Below are 26,317 nucleotides of genomic sequence, written 5' to 3'. Positions count from 1 at the left end.
TGTCAGTGCGGCGCCGCCGGGCCCAGGTCGCTCGGGTCGGTGTTGCCACCGCAGACGATCAGCGCCACCCGCTCGCCCGCCTGCGGCACGTACGCGCCGCCGACCAGGGCGGCCAACGCGGCGGCGCCGCCCAACTCGGCGGCGACCCGCAGCTCCGACCAGAGCAGCCGCCGCGCCCGCGCCAGATCCTCGTCGCGCACCAGCACGGAGACCACGCCGGTACGACGGGCAGTCTCGAAGGCGATGTCGCCGATGCGGCGGGCACCCAGCGAGTCCGTGGCGATGCCGCCCACCTCGATGTCGACAGGCCGACCCGCCTTGAGGGCGCCGTGCAGGGTGGGGATCTGCTCCGGCTCGACGCCGACGACGCGCACCGACCCGTCGAACCAGGTCGCGATGCCCGACACCAACCCACCACCGCCGACCGCCACCAGCACTGTGTCGATCCCGTCGAGCTGGCCCTCCAACTCCCGACCCACGGTGCCCTGACCGGCCACCACCTCCGGCTGGTCGTACGCGTGCACCACAAGCGCCCCGGTCTCACCTGCCCGCTGGGTGCTGGCGGCCAACGCCTCGGCGTAGTGCTGGCCCACCTGCCGCACCTGCGCGCCCAGCCCGGCCAGGCGCTGTACCTTCACCGGCGAGGCGGTGACCGGCACGAAAACCTCCGCAGGCACGCCCAGCGACCGGGCCGCGTACGCGACCGCGAGGCCGTGGTTGCCCCCCGACGCGGCGATCACCCCCGCCGACGGCAGCGCACCCTGGAGCATCCGGTTGAACGCGCCGCGCGGCTTGAACGAACCGGTGTGCTGGTGCAGCTCCAGCTTGAGGCTGAGCAGCCCGGGCACTCCGAAGTCGGCGCCGTCGACGGTGATGACAGGCGTCTGACGGACCCGCCCCTCGACCAGCGCCGCAGCGGCCTCGACGTCGTTTCTGTCCACCATGGGGAAACGCCCTTCACTACGACCAGAGAGCCAGTCGACCGTCGTCGGTGAGCCCGACGAAACATCCTATGGAGATGCGCCGGCCATCCGTCGCCGGACGCACCGTGTGATAGTGGCGCGGGTCAAACAGAAATCCCTCTCCGAGAGCGGGCCGCAACGTCAACGACTGCGTGCCGTCGGCCACCGACTCGTGGTAGCCGTACCCGCCGGGAATCCGTAGGTCCTCGTCGTTCGGCTGCCACCGACGACGCCACAGCACCGTCTCGCCGCCGACGGGCGGCACCCGGACATAGATGTTGAACGCCAACTGGGCCACCACCTCGGCGTCGAGCAGCCGGCCCGCGTACTCCCGGACCGCGTCGTCGAAGTGCACCTGGAGGCCGGCGTTGATCTCGCGGACGATGCCGACGTGCATCTCCCGCCTCTGCCGCCGCCCGGGCGCCACATCCGGCCAGGCGGCCCGGAACGCGGCCAGGCACAGCTCGCGAGGCGCGTCCGACAGACCCAGGGTGGACCAGCCCTTCTCGGCGGCACGCGCGGCCTCCCAGTAGTCCTCACGCAGGTCACCGCCGTCCCGGTGATCGTTGATGGCCGGGCCGAACTTGGCGACCACGGGGAACACGCGGCTCTCGTCGTACCGGTCCATCTCCGCGTCGGCGAGGGCTGCGGTGATCGCGTGGCAGCGGGCGGCGGGCAGCAGCCCCGGCACCCGAACGGCGGCGATCCGCCCCGCCACGAGCCCGGCGACGTCCGATCGGGTGATCACCGCGGACTCGACGGCCACGAACAACGGATCGGTTCTGCTCGGTTGTCGCACGGCGGTCCTCCCGTATCGAAGATCCCTCAGCGGACAAAGTCGCGCCCCCCGATCCACGCACCGTGCAATGTAGCGGCCGCCGGCAAACCCGCACGTCGCCATTGATCGCAACGTATGTTGTGAACACTTTCCGCAGTTCAGCGGCGTGGTGGCGGATGCGCCGTTACCATCGGCCCCACCAGAGGTACGCCAAGCGGAGCCGTACGGCGGGTCGATTCCACCGATCGGGGAATGGTGACGACTCCCGGCCGGGTGGATGATGCGAGTAGTTCGAATGCGGACGAGGAGTTCGATTATGGCTGGCGCCGGCCCGACCGATCTTGACGCGTACGTCGATCGCCTGGAGATGGCACGTCGAATAGCCAGGGAAATGATCGAGTCCGACCACCTCTCGCTGGAGTTGGCCGTACGCCAGCGCCCGCAGTGCTGGTCCCGTCGCCCGGCCGGCCACGGCGCCCGCACCGACGCCTAGCTCGTGGGGCCGATCCCCGGGGTGGTGCCGCTGGCCGTGTGCACCCTCATCGAGGACCACGAAATGTGACACGGCCGGGCAGAATGCCACCCATGCGCCGGCTCGCCACAGTTCTCTGCCTGCTGACTGCCGTGCTGCCGACACTGGCTTCCTGCGGGGATCCCCAGAAGAGGCCCGCAGACCAGGCCGCCGTGTGGGGCACCTACGAGGCCGAGGTGAGCGGCGTGACCCCCGGTCCGGATGACCGGACGGTCACTGTGCACGTGAAGGCGCTCGCCGGTCGCGACGGCTGCTCGCGCAACGTCCAGGTCGGCTACCACCAGGAGGAGAACGGCGTCATCTTCGCCAACATCGTGCAGGAATCGGCCGAGTCGGCCACGTTCGGCGCCTGTCCGACCTTCACGCCCGCCGAGGTGACCCTCACGTCGGCGGAGCCGATCGGCAACCGCCCGCTGTCGCTCAACCAGAAGACGTGGGCACTGAAGAACGGTGTCTACACCCGGTGTGACGAGAACCTGGGCTGCAACCCGCCAAAGGACCGCTGCGACCCGATCTGGACGCGTGCGGCCGTACGGGGGATGGACGTCTCCCGCCACTCGCAGGGTCACGTCGAAGCCTGCGACGGGGAGTGGCTGGTCATGACGGTGGCCGACGACCCGACACCGTGCGGCGTCGAGCCACGCCCCGGGTGCGAGGTGAACACCGCCGTGCGGCGCTACTTCCTGCGTAGCGAGCCGGCCGGATGGTCGACTGTCGCCCGGACCACGTCGGGTGGGTGCGACGTGATTCGCAAGGCGGCCCCTACCTTCCCCCGGAAACTCTGCACCCACCTGAAACCGACGGCCCGACTCGTCACCGTGGCACCACCGCTGCCGTCCGGCCGGCCCGGCGGATAGAGCGCCGATCTAATCCACGCTCTTACCGAGGGAGAGACCCGCGTCGGTGTAGCCGTGCCGGCTGTAGAAGCGCACAGCATCGATGTTGCGGTGGTAGATGCCAGCCGACAGATACGTGATTCCCCGGTTTCCTGCCCAGTGCTCGGCCGCTGCCAGCAACGCTGATCCCACGCCAAGCCCTCTGGCCTCGGGCAGCACAACCGTGTGCACCTGGGCCGAAGGCTCAGGGCGCAGGATCTGATGCTCGGGCGGATCGGAATGCCGCAACACCTCGACCATCCCGAGCACCTGGCCGTTCCGAGCCTCAGCGACGAGGACGCAGTCTCGTCCGGCTTCGTCGGTAAGCATCGCCACGAAGTGGCGCGCTACCGCGTCACGTTGCGGGACGCGGTAAATGGAGGCGTCGAGGGCAAGGTGCGCCTGGGCGTTGGCGAGGCGCAGCTCCACCAACGAAGCGACGTCCGACAAGCGCGCCGGCCGAACCTCCAGCGGTGCCTCCTGCATCATCCCGATCCTAGGACCGAGGCGTAAAGCGATACGGGCCGTCGAGCCGGTCGCACTACCCTCATCGTCATGCCGCACCTGGACGCCGCCGATCCCCTGCCGCGCCGTCCCCGCCGCGTACTCGTCGCCGGGACCTCGGGCGCCGGAAAGACGACCCTCGCCTCCCGCATCGCCACCTCGTTGCAGGCCCCGCACATAGAGATCGACGGCCTCTTCCACGGGCCGTCGTGGACCAGGCGTCCCTCCTTCGAAGACGAAGTACGCCTCTTCAGCGCGGACCCCTCCTGGGTGACCGAGTGGCAGTACAAGGCGGTCCGCACCCACCTCGCGGACCTCGCCGACCTGATGGTGTGGCTCGATCTCCCGAAGATCACCGTCATGCGGCAGGTCGTCCGGCGGACCGTCGTACGCCGTCTTCGACGCCAGCGGCTCTGGAACGGCAACGTCGAACCGCCGCTCTGGACCGTGCTCACCGACCCCGAGCACATCGTCCGCTGGGCGTGGAACACGCATCGCCAGACGGCCACACGTATCGAGGCCCTGGCGGCCCGGCGTCCGGACCTTCCCGTGGTCCACCTCCGCAGTCACGTCGCCGCCGAGCGCTGGCTGCACGGCCCGCTGAAGCAGGCTCAGCCCGCCGAGTCGTGACCGTCGCCACGTCCAGCGGTAGTGATGTCGGTAGCCGCGTCGTACTGCCACAGCTGCGGTACCGCCCGGACGACGCCTGCCACGGCGAGGATGGTCAGTCCTCCACCCACTGAGATCGCCCAGCGCGGGCCCCATGCCGCGCCCGTCACGCCGTGCAGGAAGTTGCCGATCTGTGGGCCACCTACCGTGACGACGACCATCGAGCCCTCGATCCTGCCGCGTAGCCTGTCGTCGGTACTCGCCTGGCTGATGGCCCGCCGAAACATGCTGAGTACGAAGTTCACGCCGCCGCCGACCAGAAGCGCCGCGGCGGCTAGCCAGAGGTGGGGTGCCAGCCCCAGCAACACGACCGTGCCGCCCCAGGCGACGGCGGCGGTCACCATCAGCGCGCCGTGGCGCCGGGCATGGGTGAACACACCCGACACCAGCCCGACCACGAACACGCCCGCCGGGTAGCTGGCGTAGAGCACTCCAAGCTCGAAGCCACCTCCGGCCGTGCCGGCGAACTCTCGCTGGGCAAGCTCCGGGTAGAGCGCCCACGGTCCCCCGAACACCATCGCCGCCAGATCCACCCCGATCAGGGCGACCAGCAGTGGCCGGGACAGGAGGTAGCGGAAACCGTCCAGCAGCTGGCCGACCATAGACCGACGCGCAGCCGCGCTCGTGCCAATCGAGGCAGGCGTCCCAGGGCGTGACACCAGCGCCGGTACCGGCACGGATGGTTGCGGTGGGAGCCGGGGCAGCCGGAACACCGACCAGATGACGAGCAGTAGCGCGAGGGTGTCCAACAGGTACAACGCACCGAGCCCCACTACCGGGATCAACACCCCGGCCAGCAGCGGGCCCACGATCGACCCGGTGTACCGGGTCAGCGCGCTCAATCCGTTCGCGGCCGCCAGCAGGTCGGCCGGCACCACGCGGGGCACCGCCGCCCCCATCACGGCCATCACCGCTCCGTAGCTGAGGCCCTGGCAGGCGACCAGCGCCAGGAGGGTCGGTACCGACCGCAGGTCCATTGCCGCCTGCGCCCACAGCCCCGCGTACGTCAGCGCGAGGCAACCATGTGCGACAAGGAGCAGCCGACGCCGGTCGACAGCATCGGCGAGGGCACCGCCCCACAACGCCGAGACCACCAGCGCGACCAGCGACACCGCCGCCGAGACACCGACAGTCGCGGACGAGCCGGTCATCGTGAACAGTTGCGCGGGGACGGCGAGCACGCCGAACGAACCACCCACCGAGGCGATCAGCGAAGCGATCCACAGCCGCCGGTATGCGGGGATCGCCAGTGGACGCCGGTCCATCAGGTACGTACCGAGCTTGCGTTTCCCGGCGCTCTCTCCAGCACCGCCGGTGCTGCTGATTTCAGCTGGCCTCGTCGGCGCTCCCATACCCCTGACCCCCGGTCGGCTCCTGCCGGCTGTGCGCGGCACCGACGATGCTGGGCCTTCCCCCAGGGGCAAGGTCCAGCCCGGATGGAAGCGTGCCGACCCCGTCCCGGTAGTCGTGATGGCGCCCCGGACCAGCGCTCCCGACCGGTGTCCGCTGGGTCACCGACTGGGCGCGGTCATGCGCTCTCGGGTAAGCGCGCTACCGGCTGATCGGTGGGGCTACGACCAGTTCGGTATCCGGGTCGTGATCAATCCGCGAAGGGCCGGCGACGATCAGGGTGGCGCGGGACCACGGTCGTTCTCGCAGCATGAAGGGCAGTTCCTCCCGCAGCCAGTTCGTCACATGCTCCTGCTGCTCAGGAGAGTCGCCGTCGCGAGCGACAAGCAAGCGCTCCTGCTCATCAAGATCGCCCTGTAGGTACAACGAGGCGTCCAGCCACGGGCCAAGTTCTTCCCGGATGATGCCGGTGCCCTCGATCCAGACGAAGTCGGTGCCGGCAGGAATGGTGATTGACCCGGCTCGGTCGTGGCTGATCCAGGCATCGGGACGGAAGTTCACCGGCTCCCCTCGGTGCAGGGGTCGCAGGATGTTCTCGGCGAGTACGGCGCCCCAGTCGAAGTAGGCATGGTTCCAGGCGACGTCGTCGGTGTGCACGATGGCGGAATTGGGCTCGGCCGTCCGCAGCCTCTCCGCCAGGGTCGTCTTACCCGCACCACCCCGGCCATCGATCGCGACCACGCGCGGGCGTCCGGTGACGTCCGGTGCTGCGTCGCGGAGCTGCCGGACGGCGTCGAACACGGTCACCACCCGCCAGCCAACGGCTTCGGTTTCACCGGGATGCAGGCGCATCGACGGTTCGTACCCCCAGCGCCCGCCGATGATGCCCCGCCACCGCCTGCCTCCGCCCGATGCTCACCTAGACGAGTAGGTCCTAACCCTGGCTGGGGCCGACGGTGGCGACCGTCAGTCACCTCCGTGCGGGCGGATGCGGTCGTCAGCGGTATACCTCGGAGTCATATTCATACCTCTGAGGTATACCGCTCCACAGCACATCGACACCGGCGGGCAGCCACAGCGGATGGCCAGCGCCCTTCGCGTTGCTACTTCCAGCGGTATTGATCTAGTTAGGGGGCGTAGTCGATCAAACCGGACGACTGCGGCTCTGAGCTGCTGCTACGCCTGGCATGGATGGTCAACGATGGTCGTCGTTGGCTCTCGTTAGACGGCCTGGGTACGGCATGATCTTGCGATTTGAACCCCTTACAACTCCGGCCTCGAAAGATCATCTGCCATCGGACGGATCGTCGGGGTTGACCTGCGCAACCGTCGTCAACGCCTCTCGGCGGATCCCCCTCAACGCTGGTTGGTTGCCGTGCCTCGCTGCTGAGTGATCCCTCGATGGGAACGGCCATTGTTAAGGATTACGAAAGCGAGCAGGCCGAGGCCAACGATGCCAAGCGGTCCGAACCAACCGTCGAGACTGCTCAGCGCGAGAAACCCGAATCCCACACCAATGCCGATGCAAGACCATCCGTACTGAGAGACGGACTGACGACGTAGTTCTCGTTGTGGGGCCTGACCGGTGACAAGCACGACCACACCCCACGTGGTGGCTAACACAGCCATGATGCTGCAAACCCACGAATTGATCCCATCCATCACGCCCTCCGGCGCCTCAGATTCGGGCGACCAGCAGCTATGCGGGTAGCCACTCCTCGCACAGTACCGAGCCTCGCTAACCCGCTGCGGCTCTTAGCCGTCCCGTCGCTATTTCCAACGGAAGTGGACGAAGAGGCGGCCGAAGTTCTTCGAGTCCTTCTCCACGCGGTGGTAGAGCTGCTTGACGTCCTTCTGGTCGAGGAACCGCAGCACGCGCTTCTTGAGCTGACCCGACCCCTTGCCCGGGATGATCTCCACAAGGGTGGCCTTCTTCGCCACCGCCTCGTCCATGATCCCGCGCAGCGCGCGGTCGATGTCCTGCCCCTTGTTGAAGATCTCGTGCAGGTCCAGCTTGAGCTTCATGCCGCAGCCCCCGGCCGGTCAGGTCCCATGTCCGCCATCCTAGGCAACGCCGTCGGCCCGCCCGCAGGACGACGAAGGGGCGGCCCACAGGACCGCCCCTTCGCTCGTCACCAGGTTCACGCTCAGCGCCTGCCGCCCACTCGGGTTTCCACCCGCTGCAGCGCGATCCGGTAGTCGTCGTTGGCCGGGTACATCGCCGCGGCGATCCGCAGGTGCCGCAGCGCGTCGGTGTGCCGGTTCAGCCGCTCCAGCGTCCGGCCCAGCACGTGGTGCGCGTAGTGGTCGCTCGGGTCCCGGTCGACAAGCTCCCGCAGATGCTCCTCGGCGCGGTTGAGCTGGGCCGACTGGAAGTACGCCCGGGCCAGCAACTGCCGGACGGCCGCGTTGCCGGGTTCGGCGTCCACGATCGGCTCCAGCAGTCGGGCCGCTCCGCTCGGGTCACCGGTCTCGAAGAACATGGTCGCCCGCCGGTAGTCCGCCAGAAGATCCATCTGCCCACCTCCTCGGGTCGCGCCGTCACCTGTTCCGACGCTGGCACAACGCTCGGCGTTTGGCGACTGTTCCCGGGTGGAAATAGGGTCAGGTGCGGGCGTCCCGACGGCCGGCGGCCAGCTCCCAGGCGCGGACGCCGCCGACGATCCCGGCCGTGTTCGGCACCACCACCACGTCGTCGCCCATCCGGGCCAGCTGCTCCGGCCGGATCAGCCGGGAGTTGCCCCCGCCCAGGTAGAGCCGGTCCCACCGGAACACCGGGCGCAGCCCGTCCACCACCTGTCGGATCCGCCGGGACCAGAAGGCGTCGCCGAGCCGCCGACGCTCCGGCTCGCCCACGTACGTGTCGTAGGTGGTGCCCCAGCGCACCGGCGCGTGCGACAACTCCAGGTGCGGTGCGAGCACCCCTCCGTCGAAGAGGGCGCTGCCCAGCCCCGTCCCCAGCGTCAACACCAGTTCACAGCCGGTTCCGGCGACCACACCCGCACCGTGCACCTCGGCGTCGTTGAGCACCAGCGCGGGCACCCCGAACGCGTCCGCCAGCGCGCCCCGCGCGTCCCAGCCGGACCACTCGGCCTGCAGGTCCGGGTCGACGCGCGAGCGGGGCCCGCTGCGGGTGACGTAGTGCGGGGTGGCCACCACCACCCCGTGCCGGATCATGCCGGGCACGCCGACCGTCAACCGGTCCGCGGTGGGCAGCCGCCCACCCAGCTCCCGCAGGGTCTGGACGAACAGGGCGGGAGGCAGCGGGTACGGGGTCGGCACCCGCAGCGGCCGCGCCCGCATCGTGCCTGCCTCGTCGAGGACCGACGCCTTGATGCCGCCGCCACCGCAGTCGATCGCCAGAGTGGTCACCACGCCGTTGAGTCTGCCCGCTGCCGTCGGCTCTTATGCGAGCAGCCGGATAGGCTGCCGTCCTGATGAGCGCCACGATGATCGTCAAGGACCTGGCCGCCGGGCACGGGGACCGCCCACTCTTCTCCGGGCTGGACCTGGTCGTCGCCCCGGGCGACGTGATCGGCCTGGTCGGGCCGAACGGGGCCGGCAAGTCGACGCTGCTGCGTACCCTCGCTGGTTTGTTGCCGGTCGAGGCCGGCAGCGTGCGACTCAGCCCGCCCACCGCGAGCGTCGGACACCTGCCGCAGGAGCCGGAACGGCGACCGGGCGAGACGGTACGCGACTTCCTGGCCCGCCGGACCGGGGTGACCGCCGCGCAGGCGGCGCTGGACGCGGCCACCGAGGCGCTGACCGCCGGAACGGCGGGCGCCGACGACGCGTACGCCGACGCTCTGGAGCGCTGGCTCGCCCTCGGCGGCGCGGACCTGGACGAGCGCGCCGAGCAGGTGAGCGCGGACCTGGGGCTCGCGGTCGACCTGGACCACCCGACGACCGGGCTCTCCGGCGGCCAGGCCGCCCGCGCCGGGCTCGCGTCGCTGCTGCTCAGCCGGTACGACGTGTTCCTGCTCGACGAGCCGACAAACGACCTGGACCTGGCCGGTCTGGAGCGGCTGGAGGAGTTCGTCACCGGACTGCGCGCCGGCACGGTGCTGGTAAGCCACGACCGGGAGTTCCTCACCCGCACGGTGACCCGGGTGCTGGAGCTGGACCTGGCGCAGCAGCAGGTCAATCACTTCGGCGGCGGCTACGCGGCCTACCTGGAGGAGCGCGAGGTCGCGCGGCGGCACGCCCGCGCGGACTTCGAGGAGTACGCCGACACGAAGGCCGGCCTGGAGGCGCGGGCCCGCACCCAGCGTGGCTGGATGGAGAAGGGCGTGAAGAACGCCCGCCGCAAGGCCACCGACAACGACAAGATCGGCCGCAAGTTCCGCAGCGAGTCGAGCGAGAAGCAGGCCGCCAAGGCCAAGCAGACGGAACGGCTGATCGAACGGCTCGACGTGGTCGAGGAGCCCCGCAAGGAGTGGGAGCTGCGGATGGAGATCGCCGCCGCGCCCCGCGCCGGCGCCGTCGTGGCCACGCTGCGCTCCGCGGTGGTACGCCGGGGAGGGTTCACCCTCGGGCCGGTCGACCTCCAGATCGACTGGGCGGACCGAGTCGCGGTGACCGGGGCGAACGGTTCGGGCAAGTCCACCCTGCTGGCCGCGCTGCTCGGGCGGTTGCCGCTGGACGAGGGCACCGCCTCGCTCGGGCCGGGAGTGGTGGTCGGCGAGGTGGACCAGGCGCGGGGACTGTTCCTCGGTGACGCGCCGCTGATCGACGCGTTCCACGCGGCCGTACCTCATATGTCGCCGGCGGACGCGCGGACCCTGCTGGCCAAGTTCGGGCTGCGCGCGGCGCACGTCCCGCGACCGGCGGCCACCCTGTCCCCCGGCGAGCGGACCCGCGCGGCGCTGGCGCTGCTCCAGGGTCGCGGGGTCAACCTGCTGGTGCTCGACGAGCCCACCAACCACCTGGACCTGCCCGCCATCGAGCAGCTCGAATCGGCGCTGGCCAGCTACCCCGGCACGCTGCTGCTGGTCACCCACGACCGGCGGATGCTGGCGGCCATCGAGACGAACCGTCGGCTGCGGGTCGACGCCGGGCGGATCGCCGAGGACTGATCCGTGCCCGCGGGCCGGCGCGGGGTGAGAATGACGCCATGCTCAAGTGGGAGTACGCGCTGCTGGTCCGCCGCCGCCAGGCGGCGACCAACGACCTCGGCTGGGAGGTCGTCTTCGTCTGGTACGGCCCGGACGGCTCGATGGTCGACGTGACGCCGTACGGCGACACCTCGCTGGCCCACCTCAACCGGGCCGGTGACCAGGGCTGGGAGTTGGTCGCGATGAGCGAGGACCCTTCGCTGCCCGGCAACCACGAACTGCACCGCTACCACCTCAAGCGGCCGAAGGCAGCTGCTCCCCCGCCCCGGCAGCGGATGCGCGGCGGAGGCCGGCCGGGCCGCCGTACCCTCTCGGGTTGATCCCGACTCGCTCCCTGAACGCGGCATACCGGGCGGGATTGCGGGTAACGCGCGGCGGGAGGTGGCCCGAATGGTCGCTTTGGCACAGACTCCGCCCTCGGCCGACCGGCTGCGGTTGATCGACGAATCCCTCGCGCAGGCGTGGGCGGACCAGGTCCGGAACGACGACCGGCTGCGCGCTCTGGCGGTCGAGGTGCGCTTCGACCGGGGGGTCGCCCATCTCAGCGGCGAGGTGGCCGAGCCCGGGGAACTCCGGCTGGTGCGAGACCTGGTGGGACGGCTGGCCGGCGTCTACAGCGTCTGGTGCCGGGTCGGCGTCGGGGGGCGGGAGCCGGTGGTGGTGGACCTCGGCTGCGGGCCGACCAAGCAGTGGTCCGGCAATCTGGGGCTGGACATCTTCCCCGCGCCGGGAGTGGACGCGGTGGCGGACCTCTCCGGCTCGCTGCCGCTCGCCGACAACTCGGTGGACGTCCTGTTCGCGGTGCACATCCTGGAGCACCTGATCGACTTTCTGCCCCTGGTGGACGAGTGTCACCGGGTGCTGCGCCCGGGCGGGGTCCTCCACGTCATGAGCCCGTGGTGGGGGCATGTCAACGCGGTGGCCGACCCGACCCACGTCCGGCTGATGGACGTGCAGACGTTCAAGGGGATCTGCCAGCTCCGCCCGCCGGGCACCCCGCGCTGGTACCCGCTGCACGCCGGCTGCGACGGCGCCTCCATCTTCGCCGACCTGACCCCCCTCCCTCCGGAAGCGGAACCGGCACCCCCCACCCACCTGGCCCGCTTCTTCGACTAGGGGTTCCGGGTCGACTCGCGTAGTTCCAGGTGGTGGGGGGCCTTGAGTTCCCTGGCGGGGGCGGTGCGGTCGCCGTCCAGGCGGTTGGCGAGGAGTTCCACCGCCAGCCGTGCGATCTGCTCCTTGTCCGGGGCGACAGTGCTGAGGGTCGGGATCGAGAACCGGCCGTCCTCGATGTCGTCGAAGCCGACCACCGCCACGTCCTCGGGCACCCGCAGGCCGGCCTCGTGCAGCGCGCGCAGGGCACCGAGGGCGAGCGTGTCGTTGAAGCAGAAGACGGCGTCGGGGCGTACCCCCGTGGTGAGCAGGCCGCGCATCGCGGCCGCGCCGTCGGCGCGGTGCCAGGCCGGCGCGGGCGCCACGAGGGTTTCGTCGTAGGTCAGACCGGCGGCGCGCAGTGCCTCCGCGTAGCCGGCCAGGCGTAGGCGTGCGCTGGCGCCCTCGTCGGTGCGCTGCGAGCCGATGGCCGCGATCCGGCGGTGGCCGAGCTGGATCAGGTGCTCGGTGATCTGGCGGGCGGCACTCACGTTGTCGATCACCACGCGGTCGGCCGGACCGTGGTCGACACGCTCGCCGAGCAGCACCATCGGGGTGCCGTCCAGGCCGGCCAGGTCCTCCGCCGTGAGTGCCAGCGGGCTGAAGATGAGCCCGTCGATGAGGTGGTCGGTGATGCCGGAAGCGACAACCCGTTCCTGCTCACGCCGGCCGCCGGTCTGGTCGATGAGCACCGTCCAGCCGTAGTCGGCGGCGGCGGTGACCACGTAGCGGGCGAGTTCGGCGAAGTACGGGATGTCCAGTTCCGGCACGGCCAGGGCGATCACCCCGGTACGCCCCTTGCGCAGGTGGCGGGCGGAGAGGTTGGGCCGGTAGTTCAGCTCGGCGATGGCCTCCTCGACCCGGGCCCGGGTGTCCGGACGTACGTGCACGTACCCGTTCACCACGTTCGAGACGGTCTTCACCGAGACGCCCGCCCGTTCGGCCACGTCCTTGAGCCTGTGTCGCACGCCGCAACCTCCCCGATGTAACCCAGCGCACCATACCTCGTCACCAGCTCTTTACAACGTTGCCTACAACGTTGTAGAAACGAGGGACGCCGGGTGGGCGGTGACTGCGGTCACCCGGTTCCAGCACCGAGGAAAGGTGACATCCCTTGCGGACCGCTCAGCTGACGATCGACCCGGCCTTCTCGATCGGGCCGGCCGACCGACGCCTCTTCGGCTCGTTCGTCGAGCACATGGGGCGGTGCGTCTACGGCGGAATCTACGAGCCCGGCCACCCCAACGCCGACTCCCGCGGCCTGCGCCGCGACGTGCTGGACCTGACCCGCGAGCTGGGCGTCTCAGTGGTCCGCTACCCGGGCGGCAACTTCGTCTCCGGCTACCGCTGGGAGGACGGCGTCGGCCCGGTCGGTGACCGGCCGCGCCGGCTCGACCTGGCGTGGAAGACGATCGAGACCAACGCGTTCGGGCTGGACGAGTTCATGACCTGGGCCGCCGAGGCCGGTGTCGAGCCGATGATGGCCGTCAACCTGGGCACCCGAGGCGTCCAGGAGGCACTCGACCTGCTGGAGTACTCCAACCACCCGGGCGGGACCGCGCTGTCCGACCTGCGGCGCAAGCACGGCGCGGAGGACCCGTACGGCGTCCAGCTGTGGTGCCTGGGCAACGAGATGGACGGCCCGTGGCAGGTGGGCCACAAGACCGCCGACGAGTACGGGCGGATGGCCGCCGAGGCGGCTCGTGCGATGAAGATGATCGACCCGTCGATCAGCCTGGTCGCCTGCGGCAGCTCCAACCGGCGGATGCCCACGTTCGCCGCGTGGGAGGCGACAGTGCTGGAGCACACCTACGAGCACGTCGACTACATCTCGGCGCACACCTACTACGACCCGTCCGACGGCGACCAGGCAAGCATCCTGGCCTCGGCCGTCGACATGGACAATTTCATCACCGAGGTCGTGGCGACCGCCGACCACGTGGCAGCCAAGCAGCGGCAGAAGCGCAAGCTGAAGATCTCCTTCGACGAGTGGAACGTCTGGTACGAGTCCCGCCTCCAGGCTGACCTGGACCGGCGTGGCTGGGTCGAGGCGCCCGCGCTGATCGAGGACGACTTCACTGCTGTGGACGCGGTCGTGGTCGGCGACCTGCTGATCACCCTGCTCCGGCACGCCGACCGGGTCGGTGTCGCCGCGCAGGCCCAGCTGGCAAACGTCATCGCGCCGATCCGCACCCGCAACGGTGGCCCCGCCTGGCGGCAGAGCATCTTCCACCCGTTCGCGCTCACCGCCCGGTATGCCCGGGGCACAGTGCTGCGCACCGAGCCGGTGTCGCCGCGCTACGACACGAAGAAGTACGGGGACGTGCCGGTGCTCGACACGGTCGCCGTGCACGACGAGGAGACCGGCGAGCTGACCGTCTTCGCGGTCAACCGGGGCTCCGAGGACCTCCCCCTCGACCTGGACCTGCGCGGCTTGCCGGGTATGTCCGGTCTGTCGTTCCAGAGCATCGCTGCCGGGTCCGACCCGTCGGCGACGAACACCGAGGCCGAGCCCGACCGGGTGACGCCACGGGAACTGCCCACCCCCACCCCCGACGGCGGCCGGTGCACCGTGCGCCTGCCCGCCGTGTCGTGGAGCGTGCTGCGCTTCGGCCCGACCGGCGTCTGATGTCGTACCGGTTCTGAGCAGGCACAATTCATCCCGTCCCCCTCCAAGGAGAGATAAAGCATGATCCAGAACGATATGAGCCGGCGGCGCCTGCTCGGCCTCGGTCTCGGAATCGGCGCCGCGGCCTCGCTGACCCTCGCCGGCTGCGGCGGTGGCGACAGCACCTCCGGGCCGGCCGCCGGTAACGGCGGCAAGGAGTACACCGGCCCGAAGGTCGACCTGAAGCTGTGGAACGGGTTCACCGGCGGCGACGGCGACATCTTCAAGGCGCTTGTCAACCAGTTCAACACCGAGCACAAGAACATCGCGGTGTCGGTGGCCACGTACCAGTGGGAGGACTACTACAACAAGCTCCCCGGTGCGGCCTCCAGCGGCAACGGCCCGGACATCGCGGTCATGCACATGGACCAGCTCGCCACCTTCGCCGCCCGCGGCGTGATCACCGAGCTGGACGACGTGGCCAAGAACCTGGAGCTCTCCGAGGGGGACTTCGCCCCGACCGTCTGGAAGGGCGGGATCTACAACAACAAGCGGTACGGCATTCCGCTGGACATGCACCCGCTGGGCTTCTACTACAACAAGACCGTCATGCAGAAGGCCGGCCTCGACCCGAACAAGCCGCCGACGACGAAGGACGAGTACACGTCGGCCCTGGTCGAGCTCAAGAAGGCCGGCGTGCAGGGCTTCTGGGTCAGCCCGTTCCAGTTCACCGGCGGCATGACGTTCTACTCCCTGCTCAACCAGTGGGGCGCCACCCTCTTCGACGCCGAGGTGGCCAAGGCGACGTTCAACTCCGACCCGGCGATCGAGGCGTGCACCTGGCTGGTCGACATGATCAAGCAGGGCTACTCGCCGGCCAACGTGGGCCAGGACGCCGACTACCTGGCGTTCAAGAGCGGCAAGAACGCCTTCACCTGGAACGGCATCTGGCAGATCAACGACCTCAAGAAGAGCCCCGAGGTGCAGTGGGGCGTCGCCCCGCTCCCCCAGATCGGCAGCAAGCCGGCGGCGTGGGCCAACTCGCACAACTTCACGATCGTGAAGCAGCGGGCCAACGACGCCAACAAGGTCTCCGGGGCGAAGGTCTTCATCAACTGGCTGAGCCAGCACTCGTTGGACTGGGCCAAGGGCGGGCAGATCCCGGCCCGCAAGGAGGTCCGTGAGGGCGCCGAGTTCAAGGCGCTGCCGGAGATCTCGTCGCTCGCCCCCGAGCTGGAGTACGCGGCCTTCCCGCCGGCGGCGCCGGGCCTCGGCGAGGCGATGACGACCTTCTACAACTCGTTCAACGAGGCCGCGCTGGGCAAGAAGACGCCCAAGCAGGCGCTCGACGACGGCGTGTCCAAGGCCAACAGGCAGCTTGAGGACAACCGCAAGAAGTACGGGAGCTGATAACCCGTGGCGGACGTGATCGAGGTCGGGGCGGCGCGCGGTGACGCGCCGCCCCCGGCGGCCAACGCAGCCCGCCGCCGGGGCGCCTCGGCGCGCCGGACCGGCCGGGCGACGCCATACCTGTTCCTCGCCCCGTACCTGGTGTTGTTCGGGGTCTTCGGCCTCCTGCCGATCATCCTCGGCCTCTGGCTGAGCGTGCACCAGTGGGACTTCCAACTGCCCAACCGACCCTTCGTCGGGCTGGACAACTACAAGCAACTGTTCTCCAGCGACTCGGCCGTCTACGGCGACTGGTGGCAGAGCGTCCGGGCCACCGCGATCTTCACGGTGCTGTCGGTGCCGCTGCTGGTGGTCGTACCGCTCGGGCTGGCGCTGTTGTTGAACCGCTCATTTCCGGGCCGGACGTTCTTCCGGGCTGTCTACTTCGCCCCGTACGTGCTGGGCGTGGCGGTGATCGGCCTGCTCTGGCGGTTCCTGCTCGACGCCAACCTGGGCCTGGTCAACCGGCTCCTCGGCGTTGTCGGGCTGCCCTCGGACACCCCCTGGGTGACGAACATGCCGTGGGCGTGGATCTCCCTGGTCGGGGTGACCGTCTGGTGGACCTCCGGCTTCAACGCGGTGATCTACCTGGCCGGCCTCCAGGACATCTCACCGGAGCTGTACGAGGCGGCCCGAATGGACGGCGCCAGCGCGTGGCAGCGGTTCCGCAACGTCACACTGCCCGGGCTGCGTCCGGTGCTGCTCTTCGTGATCACGACGACGGTGCTCGCCTCGGCGAACATGTTCGGCCAGTCGTTCCTGATCACCCAGGGGACGCCCGGCACGGAGACCCGCACGGTGGTGTGGTTCATCGTCGAGGAGGGCCTGCGGAACAACAACGCCGGTCGCGCCGCAGCGATGAGCATCGTGTTCGCCCTGCTGCTGGCGGTCGTGAGCATCGCCAACTTCCGCCTCTTCCGCTACAAGGAAGACTGAGGGGACCGCCATGACGACGCCCACGCCGACCACCAACGGCTCCGGATCGGGGCTGCGCCGGGTCGGGCTCTACGCCATCCTGGTCGCGCTGACCCTGGTCTTCCTGGTTCCGCTGGTGTGGATGGTCATCACCTCGCTGAAGACCTACACGGCCGCCCAGCAGATTCCGCCGAGCTGGCTGCCGAACCCGCTTGCCGGGTACGGCTACGAGCAGATCATCAACAACTCGGCGAACCCGGTGCTGCGCTGGTTCCTCAACAGCATGGTGGCCGCGACGTTGCACTCGCTGCTGGTGCTGGTGACGGCCTCGATGGCCGCGTACTCCCTGGCCCGGCTGCGGTTCCGCGGACGCGGGGTGACCTTCGCGTTGATCGTCGGGACGCTGTTCATCCCGCCGACCTCGCTGATCATCCCGAACTTCCTGATCGTCGACCAGCTCAACTGGATCGACACCCTGGCCGTGGTGGTGGTGCCCGGCGCGGCCAGCGCGTTCGGGGTGTTCTTCCTGCGGCAGTTCTTCCTCTCGCTGCCCAACGAGCTGGAGGAGGCCGCCACCCTCGACGGCGCCAACCAGTGGCAGATCTTCTACAAGGTGGTGCTGCCGCTGTCCAAGCCGGCGCTGGCCACCCTGGCCGTGCTGTCGTTCCTGACCAACTGGAACGACTTCCTGTGGCCGATCTTCGTGCTGTTCAGCCCGGAGAAGTTGACGCTGCCGCCGGGCCTGGGCCTGCTCCAGGGCTCGTACGTCACCGACTACCCGGTGATCATGGCGGGCGCGGTGCTGGCGAGTCTGCCGGTGCTGATCCTGTTCGTGCTGGCGCAGCGGCACATCATCCAGGGCGTCTCCCGCAGCGGTCTGAAGGGATGACGCGGACGTTCACCCGGCGGGTCGGCGCGGCGGCGGTCACTCTCGCCGCCGCGCTACTCGTTGCGGGCTGCACCGGCGACAGCGAACCCACCCCCACGAGCAGCGGGAGCCGCATGTTCACCAACCCGGTCGTGCAGACCGACGCCCCCGACCCGCAGGCGATCCAGGTGGGCGACACCTGGTACCTGTTCCACACCAACGCCGACGGACGCAACGTCCCGGTGCGCACCTCGTCGAACCTGGTCGACTGGTCCGAGGCGGAGGACGCCCTGCCGACGCTGCCGGACTGGGCGGACGCCGGCAAGACCTGGGCGCCGGAGGCGATCGAGCTCGCACCGGACAGGTTCCTGCTCTACTACACGGTCGCGGGCCGGGAGTCCGGTCGGCAGTGCGTCGGGCGGGCGATGGCCAGCGCGCCGCAGGGGCCGTACTCCGACGACGCCGACGGGCCGCTGATCTGCCAGGCCGACCTGGGCGGGGCGATCGACGCCAGCCCGTTCCGGGACACCGACGGCAGCCTCTGGCTGCTGTGGAAGAACGACGGCAACGCGATCGGGGTGGACACCTGGCTCTGGTCGCAGCGCCTCGCCGACGACGGCCTGACCCTCGTCGGCGAGCCGACGAAGCTGCTCAGGCAGACCGAGCCGTGGGAGGGCACCCTCATCGAGGGGCCGTTCTTCCACCGCCAGGACGGTCGGCTGCTGCTCTTCTTCGCCGCCAACGCCTACGACCGCGCCGAGTACGCGGAGGGCTACGCGGTCTGCGAGAGCCCGACCGGGCCGTGCGTGAAGGCCGCCGAGAACCCGATCCTGAAGAGCAACGAGGCCGCCTCCGGCCCGGGCCACGCGTCGATGGTGGTCAAGGATGGGCGCACCTGGCTGCTCTACCACGCCTGGCCTCCGGGCCAGGAGGGCAGCACCGACCCGGGCCGTCAGGTGTGGCTGGACGAGGTGACCTGGGTCGACGGCAAGCCTGTCGTCAAGGGTCCGACCGGCACGCCGCAGTCCCGCCCCTGAGCCGAACTGTGCGGAGGGGCCCAGGGCCCCTCCGCACATCGGTCAGGCGCTCGGCTCGCGCGGTGCCGGGGCGACCGCCGGTTCGTGGCGGGCCAGGCGGTTGCGGCGGTAGCCGTAGCCGAAGTAGATGATCCCGCCGAGCAGCATCCAGGCCAGGAACCGCAGCCAGGTCTCCACCGACAGGTTGAGCATCAGGTAGAAGCAGGCGAGCGCCGAGACGATCGGCAGCACCGGGGAGAACGGCACCCGGAACGGGCGCTCCAGGTCCGGACGCTTGCGGCGCAGGATCGGCACCGCGATCGACACCAGCACGAACGCGCAGAGCGCGCCGATGCTGACCAGGTCGGCGAGCGCGGAGAGCGGCAGGAAGCCGGCCAGCAACGCGACCGCCACCGTCATGATCGCCGAGATCCGGTACGGGGTGCCCCAGCGCGGGTGCACTGCCGCGATCGCGGGTGGGATCAGCCCGTCCCGGGCGATGGCGAAGCCGATCCGGCCCATCGCCACCAGGTCGACGAGGATGACGCTTGTCAGGCCCGCGACGGCGGCGATGGACACGAGCGTCGCCGCCCAGCCGGCGCCCACCGACTCGAACGCCGACGCGATGGGAGCGCCACGGTCGATCTCGGTGTACGGCACCATGCCGACGACCACCAGGGAGACGCCGATGTAGAGCACCGTGGAGATCAGCAGCGTGCCGAGCAGCCCCAGCGTGAGATCCCGCTTGGGCTTGCGCGTCTCCTCGCCCAGGTTGGCCACGGCCTCGAAGCCGGTGTACGCGAAGAAGACCACGGCAGCGGCGCTGAGCACCCCGACGAAGCCGAAGACCGACGGCTCCAACCCGAAGAGCGCCTGCGTGACCGGTTGCTTGATGCCGTCGTCGCCGCTGCCGGCGGGCTCGGCCGCCGGGATGAACGGGCTGAGGTTTGCCGCCTTGACGAAGAACAGGCCGGCGACCACCACGAACACGCAGATCGCCACCTTGACCAGCACCAGCAGGTTGGTGACCCGGGCGGACTCCCGGATGCCGATGATCCCCACGATGCCCAGGATCAGCACGATGGCGATCGCGCCGATGTTGACGGTGCTGCCCTCCTCACCGAACCAGCGGGTCGGCAGGTCGAGCAGCTCGGCGAGGTAGCCGGACCAGCCGCGGGCCACCACCGCCGCGCCGAGCGCGAACTCCAGCAGCAGGTCCCACCCGATGATCCAGGCGACGATCTCGCCCATCGTGGCGTACGCGTAGGTGTAGGCGCTGCCGGCGGTCGGCACGCTGGAGGCCAGCTCCGCGTAGCAGAGGGCGGCGAGCAGGGCGACCACGCCGGCGATGGCGAAGGAGATCACCACGCCCGGGCCGGCGCTGTCGCGGGCCTCGATGCCGGTGAGCGTGAAGATGCCGGTGCCGATCACGATGCCGATGCCGAAGCCGGTGAGGTCGATGGCACCGAGTCGCCGCTTGAGCCCGAGCTGGCCGTCGGTGCCGTCGGCGTCGCCCTGGGCTATGACGTCCTTGATCGGTTTGGTTCGCAGCACGGACATGCGCTCACCCCTCCCCACCGTGCGGCCACCACCGCAGCGGCCGGCGATCGGGGTTGCTACCCAGCGGCGGGTTCCGCCAATCACGCTGGCGTAATAACGACGCGTGCGAGGCCGGTCACGGGGAGCAATCAGACGTTCGGCCCGATGGCCGACCGTCGCGCCGATCTGGTGCCAGACCCTTGCGGCGAGGACCCGGAGTATGAAAATTTCCTTCTAGACGCAGATAGGCAGCGGCGAATCTTGCCGATTTCTGTCGCCCCTGCGCACCGGGAGCCCCACCGAAGGGACACACCGCATGAAGGCACCTCGACTCGGAGCGGCCGGGCTGGTCGCAGCCCTGCTCGGCACGCTAGTCGCCGCCGCCCCCGCCAACCCGGCGAGCGCCGCGACCGATGCCGCCACCACCACCTGCGTCACCGACCCGGCCACGCCGAAACGACAGTTCCGGGCGATGTGGATCTCGTCGGTGGTCAACATCGACTGGCCCAGCAAGGCGTCCCAGACCAGCCCGGACCGGGTCGCCGCCCAGCAGGCCGAGTACCGGGAACTGCTCGACCTCGCCGAACGGCTGCACCACAACGCCGTCGTGGTGCAGGTCCGACCGACCGCCGACGCGCTCTGGCCCTCGCCGTACGAGCCGTGGTCGGAGTACCTGACCGGCGTACGCGGCCAGGACCCCGGCTGGGATCCACTGGCCTTCCTCGTCGACGAGTCGCACAAGCGCAACCTGGAGTTCCACGCCTGGTTCAACCCGTACCGCGTCTCCATGCCGGCCCCCGGCGGCGCCGGCGCGGACCTCGCCCAACTCGCTCCCGGTCACCCGGCCCGGCAGCACCCGGACTGGACCTTCGCCTACCCGCCGGCCGGCGTGGCCGGCAGTCGGCTCTACTACAACCCCGGCATTCCGGAGGTCCGCGAGTTCGTCCAGACCGCGATGATGGACGCCGTCAAGCGGTACGACATCGACGGCGTGCACTTCGACGACTACTTCTACCCCTACCCCAGCGGCACCTACCAGGTGCCCGACGACGCCACCTTCGCGGCGTACAACCGGGGCTTCACGGACCGGGCGGACTGGCGGCGGGACAACATCAACCTGCTGATCCAGGAGATGAACGGCAAGATCAAGGCGGCGAAGCCGTGGGTGAAGTTCGGCGTCAGCCCGTTCGGCATCTGGCGCAACAAGACCGCCGACCCGCTCGGCTCGGACACCACAGGCAGCCAGTCCTACGACATCATCTCCGCCGACACGCGTAAGTGGATCAAGCAGGAGTGGATCGACTACGTGGTGCCGCAGCTCTACTGGTACATCGGCCAGTACCCGGCGGCCGACTACGCGCGGCTGGTCCCGTGGTGGGCCGAGACGGTGCGCGGCACCCGCGTCCAGCTCTACATCGGCCAGGCCGACTACAAGAGCGGCGATCCGGCGTACGGGCCGTACTGGCAGAACCCGCGTGAGCTGTCCGACCACCTGACGCTCAACCGGTCGTACCCCGAGGTGCAGGGCAACGTGCACTTCTCGGCCGTCCAGGTGCGGGCCAACCGGCTCGGCGCCACCGACATCTACGCGGCCGAGCACTACTCCCGCCCGGCCCTCGTGCCGACAATGCCGCACCTGCCGGCCAAGCCGCTGCTCTTCCCGGTGGTCACCAGGGCGGTCCGACAGGCCGACGGAGTACGGCTGACCTGGCGTCAGCCCGCCGACGGCGTGGGCCCGCTGGGCACCGCCACGTCGTACGCGATCTACCGGTTCGACGGCACCACACTGCCCGGGCAGTGCGCCAGCGCGGACGCCACGCACCTGGTCGACACCGTCCGGGCCACCCCCGGCGGCGGCCAGTCCTGGGTGGACACGTCGGCCGAGCCCGGCCGGCGCTACACCTATCGGGTGACGGCGCTGGACCGTACCGCAAACGAGAGCCCGGCCAGCCCGCCGGCGTTCGTCATGCGCTGACCCACTCCATGGAATGCCCCGGGCGCCTCGCGCGCCCGGGGCATTCGCCTGTTTCGACACATGTCACCAATAGTTCGCAAGGCGCATTCCCGCTGGTCGACCCCTTGATCGAAACTTGTCGACATCCGGTAACCCGCCGGTAACTTCCGTCCCACCGCTCACCCCGCGGAGGTCACCCGTGCACCGACGTATCGCCACCCTGTTCGCCTCGGGCGCGCTCGCGCTGCTCGCCACCCTCACCGTCGCCTCCCCCGCCGCCGCCGTCACCCCCGCAGAGAAACTGTCCGTGCTGTCGAGCTGGACCCAGACCAGCGCGTCCAGCTACAACTCGTGGAACAGCGCCCGCGTCAACCGGGCGCCCTGGGCCGAGTACGCCTTCAACTGGTCCACCGACTACTGCTCGTCCAGCCCGGACAATCCGCTCGGGTTCACCTTCAACCTGGGCTGCTACCGGCACGACTTCGGCTACCGCAACTACAAGGCGGTCGGCCAGTTCTCCGCCAACAAGGCCCGCCTGGACAACGCCTTCTACGCCGACCTGAAGCGGGTCTGCGTCACGTACAACGCGGTCGTCCGCCCGGCCTGCTACAGCCTGGCCTGGACGTACTACCAGGCCGTCCACATCTTCGGCTCGGTAGCAGCGGTCCAACAAGCCGACATAGACCGAGCCGCCCGCCTAAAGGCCAAAGCCGAAGCCCGCGCCCGCGCCCACTAACCCCACCCCCACCCCCCACGCGGTGATCATGAAGTTGTTGCCCGTCCACCCGGCGTGTCGGGGCAATAACTTCATGGTCAACGGGGAGGGGTCAGGCGCGTTCCGTTCGGGTCGCGGGGTGGGCGGGGTGGGCGGGTGCGGGCTGGGACAGGTCGGTGCTGAAGCGGGTCGAATCAGCTGCCAGATCCGGGTGTTCCACGTCGAGCGCCAGCGCCACGGCCTCGTCCAGGCCCATCTCGGCGCCCTCGCCGTACGCGTCGTCGAACGCCGCGTCACCCGCCATCGACCGCAGCTCCGCCTGCTGGTCGGCCCAGTAGCCGCCGTAGATGCCCGGCGTCGCTCGCATGCTCGCCCGGGTGGCCTGCGCCGCCCCGAACAGTCGCGCGGCGGTCAACCGGTCCCCACCGAGAGCGCACCGCACAGCGATCGCGTTGAGCGTGTCGCACGCCCGGCCGTGGTAGCCGTGACCCATCCGCGAGCGCAGCGCCACCAGCAGGTGCTCGTGCGCGGCGATCACGTCGCCCCGGGCCAGCGCGACCATCCCGAGCAGCATGTCCACCGAACGCCGGCCCCGCTCGACCGGCCGGGCGGCCTCCACCGGACGCGCCGCCCCCAGCAGCTCCGCCGCCTCCTCCAACGCGCCACGCCGCCACAGCAGCTCGGCCAGGCTGAACACCGCGAACAGCGCCTCACCGACCACGTCCTGCCCGTGCGCCCAGTCGATGACCTCCCGACAGACCCGCTCGGCCTCGAAGAACTGGCCCATGTCCACAAGCGGCGCAGCCCGGCCGGCGAGGACCCGAGCCAGCAGCCCGGAGTCGCCCGCCTGCCGTGCCGCCGCCTCGGCCCGCTGCGAGTAGCGCAACTCCTCGGCGAACTCGCCGTCGGCGCCGGCGTGCAGCGAGTGCATGTGGTACGCCGCCGCCAGCTCGGCGTCCGGGATCCGCTCGCCGGTCTCGGCGATCCGCCCGTACAGCCGGAACAGCCAGAGCCGACCCTCCCGGGCCAGCCCGCGCTCGCGCCACCACTGGTCCAGCCCACCGGTCAGACGGAGACCGGCACGGGCGCTGCCGCCCGTGGCGCACCACCGCAGCGCCGCGCGCAGCTCGTCGGCCAGCGGGTCGAGGGTGTAGAGCGACAACGTCACAGGCCGGCCGTCCGGGCCCAGGTGGGCCCGCTCCAGCGCGTGCGCCGACCAGGCCACGTGCCGGTCCCGGGCAGCCTGCTCCTCACCCGCCTCGGCCAGCCGCCGCGCCGCGTACGCCCGGATCGGGTCGAGCATCCGGTACGAGCTGCCAGCGGCACGCGGCTCGGCCAACACCATCGACTTGTCCACCAGCACCGACAGTGGATCCAGCGGATCGTCGCCAAGCAACCACTCCACGGTCGGCAGATCCACCGGCCCCGCGAAGACCGCCAGCCAGCGCAACAGCCGCGCGGCCCGCGGCCCCAACGTCCGGTACGACCAGGTGACGGTGGCCTGCATGGTCAGGTGCCGTTCGGTGGCCGAGCGCTGCACGGCCCTGCTCGCCGGGGTGGGCGGCGGTGTCCCGATCGCCGCGGCCACCAGGTCCACGGTGTCCTGCTGGTTGCCGGACCAACCCCGCTCCACCGGCGGCGGGTCCGGGTCCTCCCGGCCCGCGTCCAGCGTGCCGAGGACGTCGTCCAACCGCTCGGCGAGCTGACCCACGGAGAGCACCCGCAGCCTGGCGGCCGCCAACTCGATGGCGAGAGGCAGTCCGTCCAGCCGCTGCACCACCCGGCGCAGGTCGGCCGACTCGGACGGGTCCGGCCGCCGACCGCCACGGGCAGCAGCCGTACGGTCCAGCAGCAGCGCGACCGCGTCGCTCTCCGCGCCGTCCGGGCAGGGGTCGACCGAGAGCGGCGGGATCCGCCACACCACCTCGCCGGGCAGGCTGAAGGACTCACGAGTGGTCGCCAGCACCCGCACGCCGCCCCCGCCGGAGAGAAGCCGCGAGATGACCTCCCCGCAGGCGGCCGGTTGCGTGTCGCAGGTGTCCAGCACGACAAGCATCCGGCGGGCCGCCGCGTACTCGACAAGGGTGTCAAGCATCGGGCGGCCCGGCTCGGGTCGCAGCCCGAGCACCGCGGCGATGGCGAACGCCACCAACCCCGGGTCGGTCACCGCGGCGATGTCGACGAACCACACCCCGTCCGGGTACGCCTCGACAACGCCACCGGCCAACTCCACGGCGAGCCGGGTCTTGCCGGCGCCGCCCGCGCCCAGCACGGTGACCAACCGGTGCTGCTCCAGCAGCCGGCCCAGCTCGGCGCGCTCCACCTGCCTCCCGACGAACGACGTCACCTGGGTCGGCAGGTTGTGCGCCACCGCGTCGGCGGTGCGGGGGCGGGGGAACTGTCGCTCCAGGCCGGGGGCGACCAGTTGGAACAGCCGTTCCCGGTCGTCGAAGCCCCGCAGCCGGTGCAGGCCCAGGTCCAGCAGCGTGGCACCGGGTGGCAGCGGATCGGCCCGGCGGGCAGTGGACGCCGAACAGAGCACCTGCCCGCCGTGCGCGGCCGCGGCCACCCGGGCTGCCCGGTGCACCTCGGGGCTCGCGTACTCCCCGTCGCGGGGCTCGGCGTAGCCGGTGTGCAGGCCCATCCGTACCCGGGGCGCGGCCTCCGCGGTGGGCCAGTCGTGGCTCGCCAACGCCCGCTGGGCCGTCAGGCAGGCGGTCAGCGCGGCCGCCGCGTCGTCGAAGGCCAGGAAGAACGAGTCGCCCTCGGTCAGCAGCTCCGCCCCACCGGTGGCGGCCAGGGTGCGGCGCAGCAACCGGCGGTGCTCGGCGAGCACCGGGCGGTAGTCCGCGCCGAGCAGTTGGGCCAGCCGGGTCGAGCCCTCGATGTCGGTGAACACGAAGGTCACCCAACCGCTCGGGAGCTGGATCCGTGGCGACATGCGTGGAACCTCCGCCCGTGACGTCGGGTTCATGCTGCCTGACTCCGGGCGGTCACGCATCGTGAGAACGGCCGGGCACGTGCCGCCTCAAGGTGCCACTCGAACCCGCTCCCGGCAAGGCCAGCCCACCAGCTGGCCACCGGCACGACAGGCTCAGCAGCCGCAGGCGCCACCGCAGCAGCCGCCGCCCGCGGGAGCTTGCGCGCCGCCTGCGCTCCGGCCGCTTACCGACACCGCCGAGAGGAGCTTGACCGTGTCGACGTGGCCCTGCGGGCAGGTGGCCGGCGCGCCGGCCTCCGCCATCGGACGGTTGACCTCAAACGTGTCGCCGCAGGCGCGGCAGCGGAACTCGTACCGGGGCATGGCAACCAGGGTA

23 protein-coding genes and 1 pseudogene are annotated in these 26,317 nt (G+C 70.4%); 12 read left to right on the top strand and 12 right to left on the bottom strand.

Annotated elements, in window-relative coordinates:
- Positions 1 to 2: 2 nt before the first annotated feature.
- A complete protein-coding gene (locus tag ACLQ26_RS13495) occupies positions 3 to 944 on the bottom strand; it encodes a threonine/serine dehydratase (RefSeq protein ID WP_425744722.1) in 942 nt (313 codons plus the stop codon).
- A 16-nt stretch (positions 945 to 960) separates the two neighbouring features.
- On the bottom strand, positions 961 to 1,761 hold the full coding sequence (locus tag ACLQ26_RS13490) for a hypothetical protein (RefSeq protein ID WP_425744721.1): 801 nt from the start codon (positions 1,759 to 1,761) through the stop codon (positions 961 to 963).
- 564 nt (positions 1,762 to 2,325) lie between these two features.
- On the opposite strand from ACLQ26_RS13490, the gene ACLQ26_RS13485 reads away from it, so the two are divergent.
- A complete protein-coding gene (locus tag ACLQ26_RS13485; protein WP_425744720.1) occupies positions 2,326 to 3,129 on the top strand; it encodes a hypothetical protein in 804 nt (267 codons plus the stop codon).
- 9 nt (positions 3,130 to 3,138) lie between these two features.
- On the opposite strand, the gene ACLQ26_RS13480 is transcribed toward ACLQ26_RS13485, so the two are convergent.
- Positions 3,139 to 3,633: a GNAT family N-acetyltransferase gene (locus ACLQ26_RS13480; RefSeq protein WP_425744719.1), complete on the bottom strand. Its 495-nt coding sequence runs from the start codon at positions 3,631 to 3,633 to the stop codon at positions 3,139 to 3,141.
- Positions 3,634 to 3,702: 69 nt separating this feature from the next.
- Between ACLQ26_RS13480 and ACLQ26_RS13475 the strand changes: the two genes are divergently transcribed.
- The gene (locus ACLQ26_RS13475; protein ID WP_425744718.1) at positions 3,703 to 4,281 is read left to right on the top strand and encodes an AAA family ATPase; all 579 of its coding nucleotides are present in this window, start codon (positions 3,703 to 3,705) and stop codon (positions 4,279 to 4,281) included.
- On the opposite strand, the gene ACLQ26_RS13470 is transcribed toward ACLQ26_RS13475, so the two are convergent.
- The 5 genes from ACLQ26_RS13470 to ACLQ26_RS13450 form a co-directional block, all read right to left on the bottom strand.
- Entirely contained in the window at positions 4,263 to 5,585 is a 1,323-nt protein-coding gene (locus ACLQ26_RS13470) for an MFS transporter (protein ID WP_425744717.1), read from the bottom strand. The two genes, ACLQ26_RS13475 and ACLQ26_RS13470, sit on opposite strands and share 19 nt — an antisense overlap.
- Positions 5,586 to 5,871: 286 nt before the next feature.
- Positions 5,872 to 6,522, bottom strand: a complete 651-nt coding sequence (locus ACLQ26_RS13465) for a hypothetical protein (protein WP_425744716.1) — start codon at positions 6,520 to 6,522, stop codon at positions 5,872 to 5,874.
- A 918-nt stretch (positions 6,523 to 7,440) separates the two neighbouring features.
- Entirely contained in the window at positions 7,441 to 7,695 is a 255-nt protein-coding gene (locus ACLQ26_RS13460) for a Smr/MutS family protein (RefSeq protein ID WP_007465523.1), read from the bottom strand.
- 122 nt (positions 7,696 to 7,817) lie between these two features.
- Positions 7,818 to 8,186: a tetratricopeptide repeat protein gene (locus tag ACLQ26_RS13455; RefSeq protein WP_425744715.1), complete on the bottom strand. Its 369-nt coding sequence runs from the start codon at positions 8,184 to 8,186 to the stop codon at positions 7,818 to 7,820.
- A gap of 88 nt (positions 8,187 to 8,274) precedes the next feature.
- Positions 8,275 to 9,045 carry an ROK family protein gene (locus ACLQ26_RS13450; protein WP_425744714.1) on the bottom strand — a complete coding sequence of 257 codons (771 nt, stop codon included), beginning with the start codon at positions 9,043 to 9,045 and terminating at the stop codon, positions 8,275 to 8,277.
- Between the two features lie 62 nt (positions 9,046 to 9,107).
- Between ACLQ26_RS13450 and ACLQ26_RS13445 the strand changes: the two genes are divergently transcribed.
- The 3 genes and pseudogenes from ACLQ26_RS13445 to ACLQ26_RS13435 all read left to right on the top strand — a co-directional run bounded on the left by ACLQ26_RS13445 (position 9,108) and on the right by ACLQ26_RS13435 (position 11,900).
- Entirely contained in the window at positions 9,108 to 10,745 is a 1,638-nt protein-coding gene (locus tag ACLQ26_RS13445) for an ABC-F family ATP-binding cassette domain-containing protein (RefSeq protein WP_425744713.1), read from the top strand.
- Between the two features lie 38 nt (positions 10,746 to 10,783).
- Positions 10,784 to 11,029, top strand: a pseudogene (locus ACLQ26_RS13440) (hypothetical protein); the annotation flags it as partial.
- 145 nt (positions 11,030 to 11,174) lie between these two features.
- Positions 11,175 to 11,900 (top strand): methyltransferase domain-containing protein, encoded by a 726-nt coding sequence (locus tag ACLQ26_RS13435; protein ID WP_425744712.1) that lies wholly within the window; start codon positions 11,175 to 11,177, stop codon positions 11,898 to 11,900.
- On the opposite strand, the gene ACLQ26_RS13430 is transcribed toward ACLQ26_RS13435, so the two are convergent.
- Positions 11,897 to 12,904: a LacI family DNA-binding transcriptional regulator gene (locus ACLQ26_RS13430; RefSeq protein ID WP_425744711.1), complete on the bottom strand. Its 1,008-nt coding sequence runs from the start codon at positions 12,902 to 12,904 to the stop codon at positions 11,897 to 11,899. The genes ACLQ26_RS13435 and ACLQ26_RS13430 overlap by 4 nt on opposite strands.
- 146 nt (positions 12,905 to 13,050) lie before the next feature.
- On the opposite strand from ACLQ26_RS13430, the gene ACLQ26_RS13425 reads away from it, so the two are divergent.
- Genes ACLQ26_RS13425 through ACLQ26_RS13405 form a run of 5 tightly spaced genes read left to right on the top strand, consistent with a single transcriptional unit; the run spans position 13,051 to position 18,813 of the window.
- Complete coding sequence (locus ACLQ26_RS13425; RefSeq protein WP_425744710.1) at positions 13,051 to 14,565, top strand: alpha-N-arabinofuranosidase; 1,515 nt, start codon at positions 13,051 to 13,053, stop codon at positions 14,563 to 14,565.
- A 60-nt stretch (positions 14,566 to 14,625) separates the two neighbouring features.
- Positions 14,626 to 15,954, top strand: coding sequence for an ABC transporter substrate-binding protein (locus ACLQ26_RS13420; RefSeq protein WP_425744709.1), 1,329 nt, complete (start codon positions 14,626 to 14,628; stop codon positions 15,952 to 15,954).
- 6 nt (positions 15,955 to 15,960) lie between these two features.
- Positions 15,961 to 16,929 carry a carbohydrate ABC transporter permease gene (locus ACLQ26_RS13415; RefSeq protein WP_425744708.1) on the top strand — a complete coding sequence of 323 codons (969 nt, stop codon included), beginning with the start codon at positions 15,961 to 15,963 and terminating at the stop codon, positions 16,927 to 16,929.
- Positions 16,930 to 16,939: 10 nt separating this feature from the next.
- Entirely contained in the window at positions 16,940 to 17,797 is an 858-nt protein-coding gene (locus ACLQ26_RS13410; RefSeq protein WP_425744707.1) for a carbohydrate ABC transporter permease, read from the top strand.
- Entirely contained in the window at positions 17,794 to 18,813 is a 1,020-nt protein-coding gene (locus ACLQ26_RS13405) for a glycoside hydrolase family 43 protein (RefSeq protein WP_425744706.1), read from the top strand. The genes ACLQ26_RS13410 and ACLQ26_RS13405 overlap by 4 nt, the downstream gene beginning before the upstream one ends.
- A gap of 42 nt (positions 18,814 to 18,855) precedes the next feature.
- On the opposite strand, the gene ACLQ26_RS13400 is transcribed toward ACLQ26_RS13405, so the two are convergent.
- Entirely contained in the window at positions 18,856 to 20,352 is a 1,497-nt protein-coding gene (locus tag ACLQ26_RS13400; RefSeq protein ID WP_425744705.1) for an amino acid permease, read from the bottom strand.
- A 295-nt stretch (positions 20,353 to 20,647) separates the two neighbouring features.
- Between ACLQ26_RS13400 and ACLQ26_RS13395 the strand changes: the two genes are divergently transcribed.
- The gene (locus ACLQ26_RS13395) at positions 20,648 to 22,306 is read left to right on the top strand and encodes a glycoside hydrolase family 10 protein (protein ID WP_425744704.1); all 1,659 of its coding nucleotides are present in this window, start codon (positions 20,648 to 20,650) and stop codon (positions 22,304 to 22,306) included.
- Between the two features lie 178 nt (positions 22,307 to 22,484).
- Positions 22,485 to 23,021 (top strand): phospholipase, encoded by a 537-nt coding sequence (locus ACLQ26_RS13390; protein WP_425744703.1) that lies wholly within the window; start codon positions 22,485 to 22,487, stop codon positions 23,019 to 23,021.
- A gap of 91 nt (positions 23,022 to 23,112) precedes the next feature.
- On the opposite strand, the gene ACLQ26_RS13385 is transcribed toward ACLQ26_RS13390, so the two are convergent.
- Together ACLQ26_RS13385 and ACLQ26_RS13380 are read right to left on the bottom strand one after the other, a co-directional pair.
- Positions 23,113 to 25,941, bottom strand: coding sequence for an ATP-binding protein (locus ACLQ26_RS13385; RefSeq protein WP_425744702.1), 2,829 nt, complete (start codon positions 25,939 to 25,941; stop codon positions 23,113 to 23,115).
- Positions 25,942 to 26,094: 153 nt separating this feature from the next.
- Entirely contained in the window at positions 26,095 to 26,304 is a 210-nt protein-coding gene (locus ACLQ26_RS13380; protein WP_393300101.1) for an FmdB family zinc ribbon protein, read from the bottom strand.
- Positions 26,305 to 26,317 lie beyond the last annotated feature (13 nt).

This window comes from Micromonospora sp. DT43, assembly GCF_049841645.1.
Classification (GTDB): Bacteria; Actinomycetota; Actinomycetes; order Mycobacteriales; family Micromonosporaceae; genus Micromonospora.
The sequence above is the reverse complement of the archived record's forward strand: the minus strand, read 5'-3'. Positions and strand labels throughout refer to the sequence as shown.

Coding starts and splice junctions, on each gene's coding strand:
- ACLQ26_RS13485 (WP_425744720.1), top strand. CDS start 2,326: ATGCGCCGGCTCGCCACAGTTCTCTGCCTGCTGACTGCCGTGCTGCCG.
- ACLQ26_RS13395 (WP_425744704.1), top strand. CDS start 20,648: ATGAAGGCACCTCGACTCGGAGCGGCCGGGCTGGTCGCAGCCCTGCTC.
- ACLQ26_RS13465 (WP_425744716.1), bottom strand. CDS start 6,522: ATGCGCCTGCATCCCGGTGAAACCGAAGCCGTTGGCTGGCGGGTGGTG.
- ACLQ26_RS13435 (WP_425744712.1), top strand. CDS start 11,175: ATGGTCGCTTTGGCACAGACTCCGCCCTCGGCCGACCGGCTGCGGTTG.
- ACLQ26_RS13420 (WP_425744709.1), top strand. CDS start 14,626: ATGATCCAGAACGATATGAGCCGGCGGCGCCTGCTCGGCCTCGGTCTC.
- ACLQ26_RS13400 (WP_425744705.1), bottom strand. CDS start 20,352: ATGTCCGTGCTGCGAACCAAACCGATCAAGGACGTCATAGCCCAGGGC.
- ACLQ26_RS13410 (WP_425744707.1), top strand. CDS start 16,940: ATGACGACGCCCACGCCGACCACCAACGGCTCCGGATCGGGGCTGCGC.
- ACLQ26_RS13470 (WP_425744717.1), bottom strand. CDS start 5,585: ATGGACCGGCGTCCACTGGCGATCCCCGCATACCGGCGGCTGTGGATC.
- ACLQ26_RS13455 (WP_425744715.1), bottom strand. CDS start 8,186: ATGGATCTTCTGGCGGACTACCGGCGGGCGACCATGTTCTTCGAGACC.
- ACLQ26_RS13460 (WP_007465523.1), bottom strand. CDS start 7,695: ATGAAGCTCAAGCTGGACCTGCACGAGATCTTCAACAAGGGGCAGGAC.
- ACLQ26_RS13445 (WP_425744713.1), top strand. CDS start 9,108: ATGAGCGCCACGATGATCGTCAAGGACCTGGCCGCCGGGCACGGGGAC.
- ACLQ26_RS13475 (WP_425744718.1), top strand. CDS start 3,703: ATGCCGCACCTGGACGCCGCCGATCCCCTGCCGCGCCGTCCCCGCCGC.
- ACLQ26_RS13405 (WP_425744706.1), top strand. CDS start 17,794: ATGACGCGGACGTTCACCCGGCGGGTCGGCGCGGCGGCGGTCACTCTC.
- ACLQ26_RS13495 (WP_425744722.1), bottom strand. CDS start 944: ATGGTGGACAGAAACGACGTCGAGGCCGCTGCGGCGCTGGTCGAGGGG.
- ACLQ26_RS13380 (WP_393300101.1), bottom strand. CDS start 26,304: ATGCCCCGGTACGAGTTCCGCTGCCGCGCCTGCGGCGACACGTTTGAG.
- ACLQ26_RS13385 (WP_425744702.1), bottom strand. CDS start 25,941: ATGTCGCCACGGATCCAGCTCCCGAGCGGTTGGGTGACCTTCGTGTTC.
- ACLQ26_RS13480 (WP_425744719.1), bottom strand. CDS start 3,633: ATGCAGGAGGCACCGCTGGAGGTTCGGCCGGCGCGCTTGTCGGACGTC.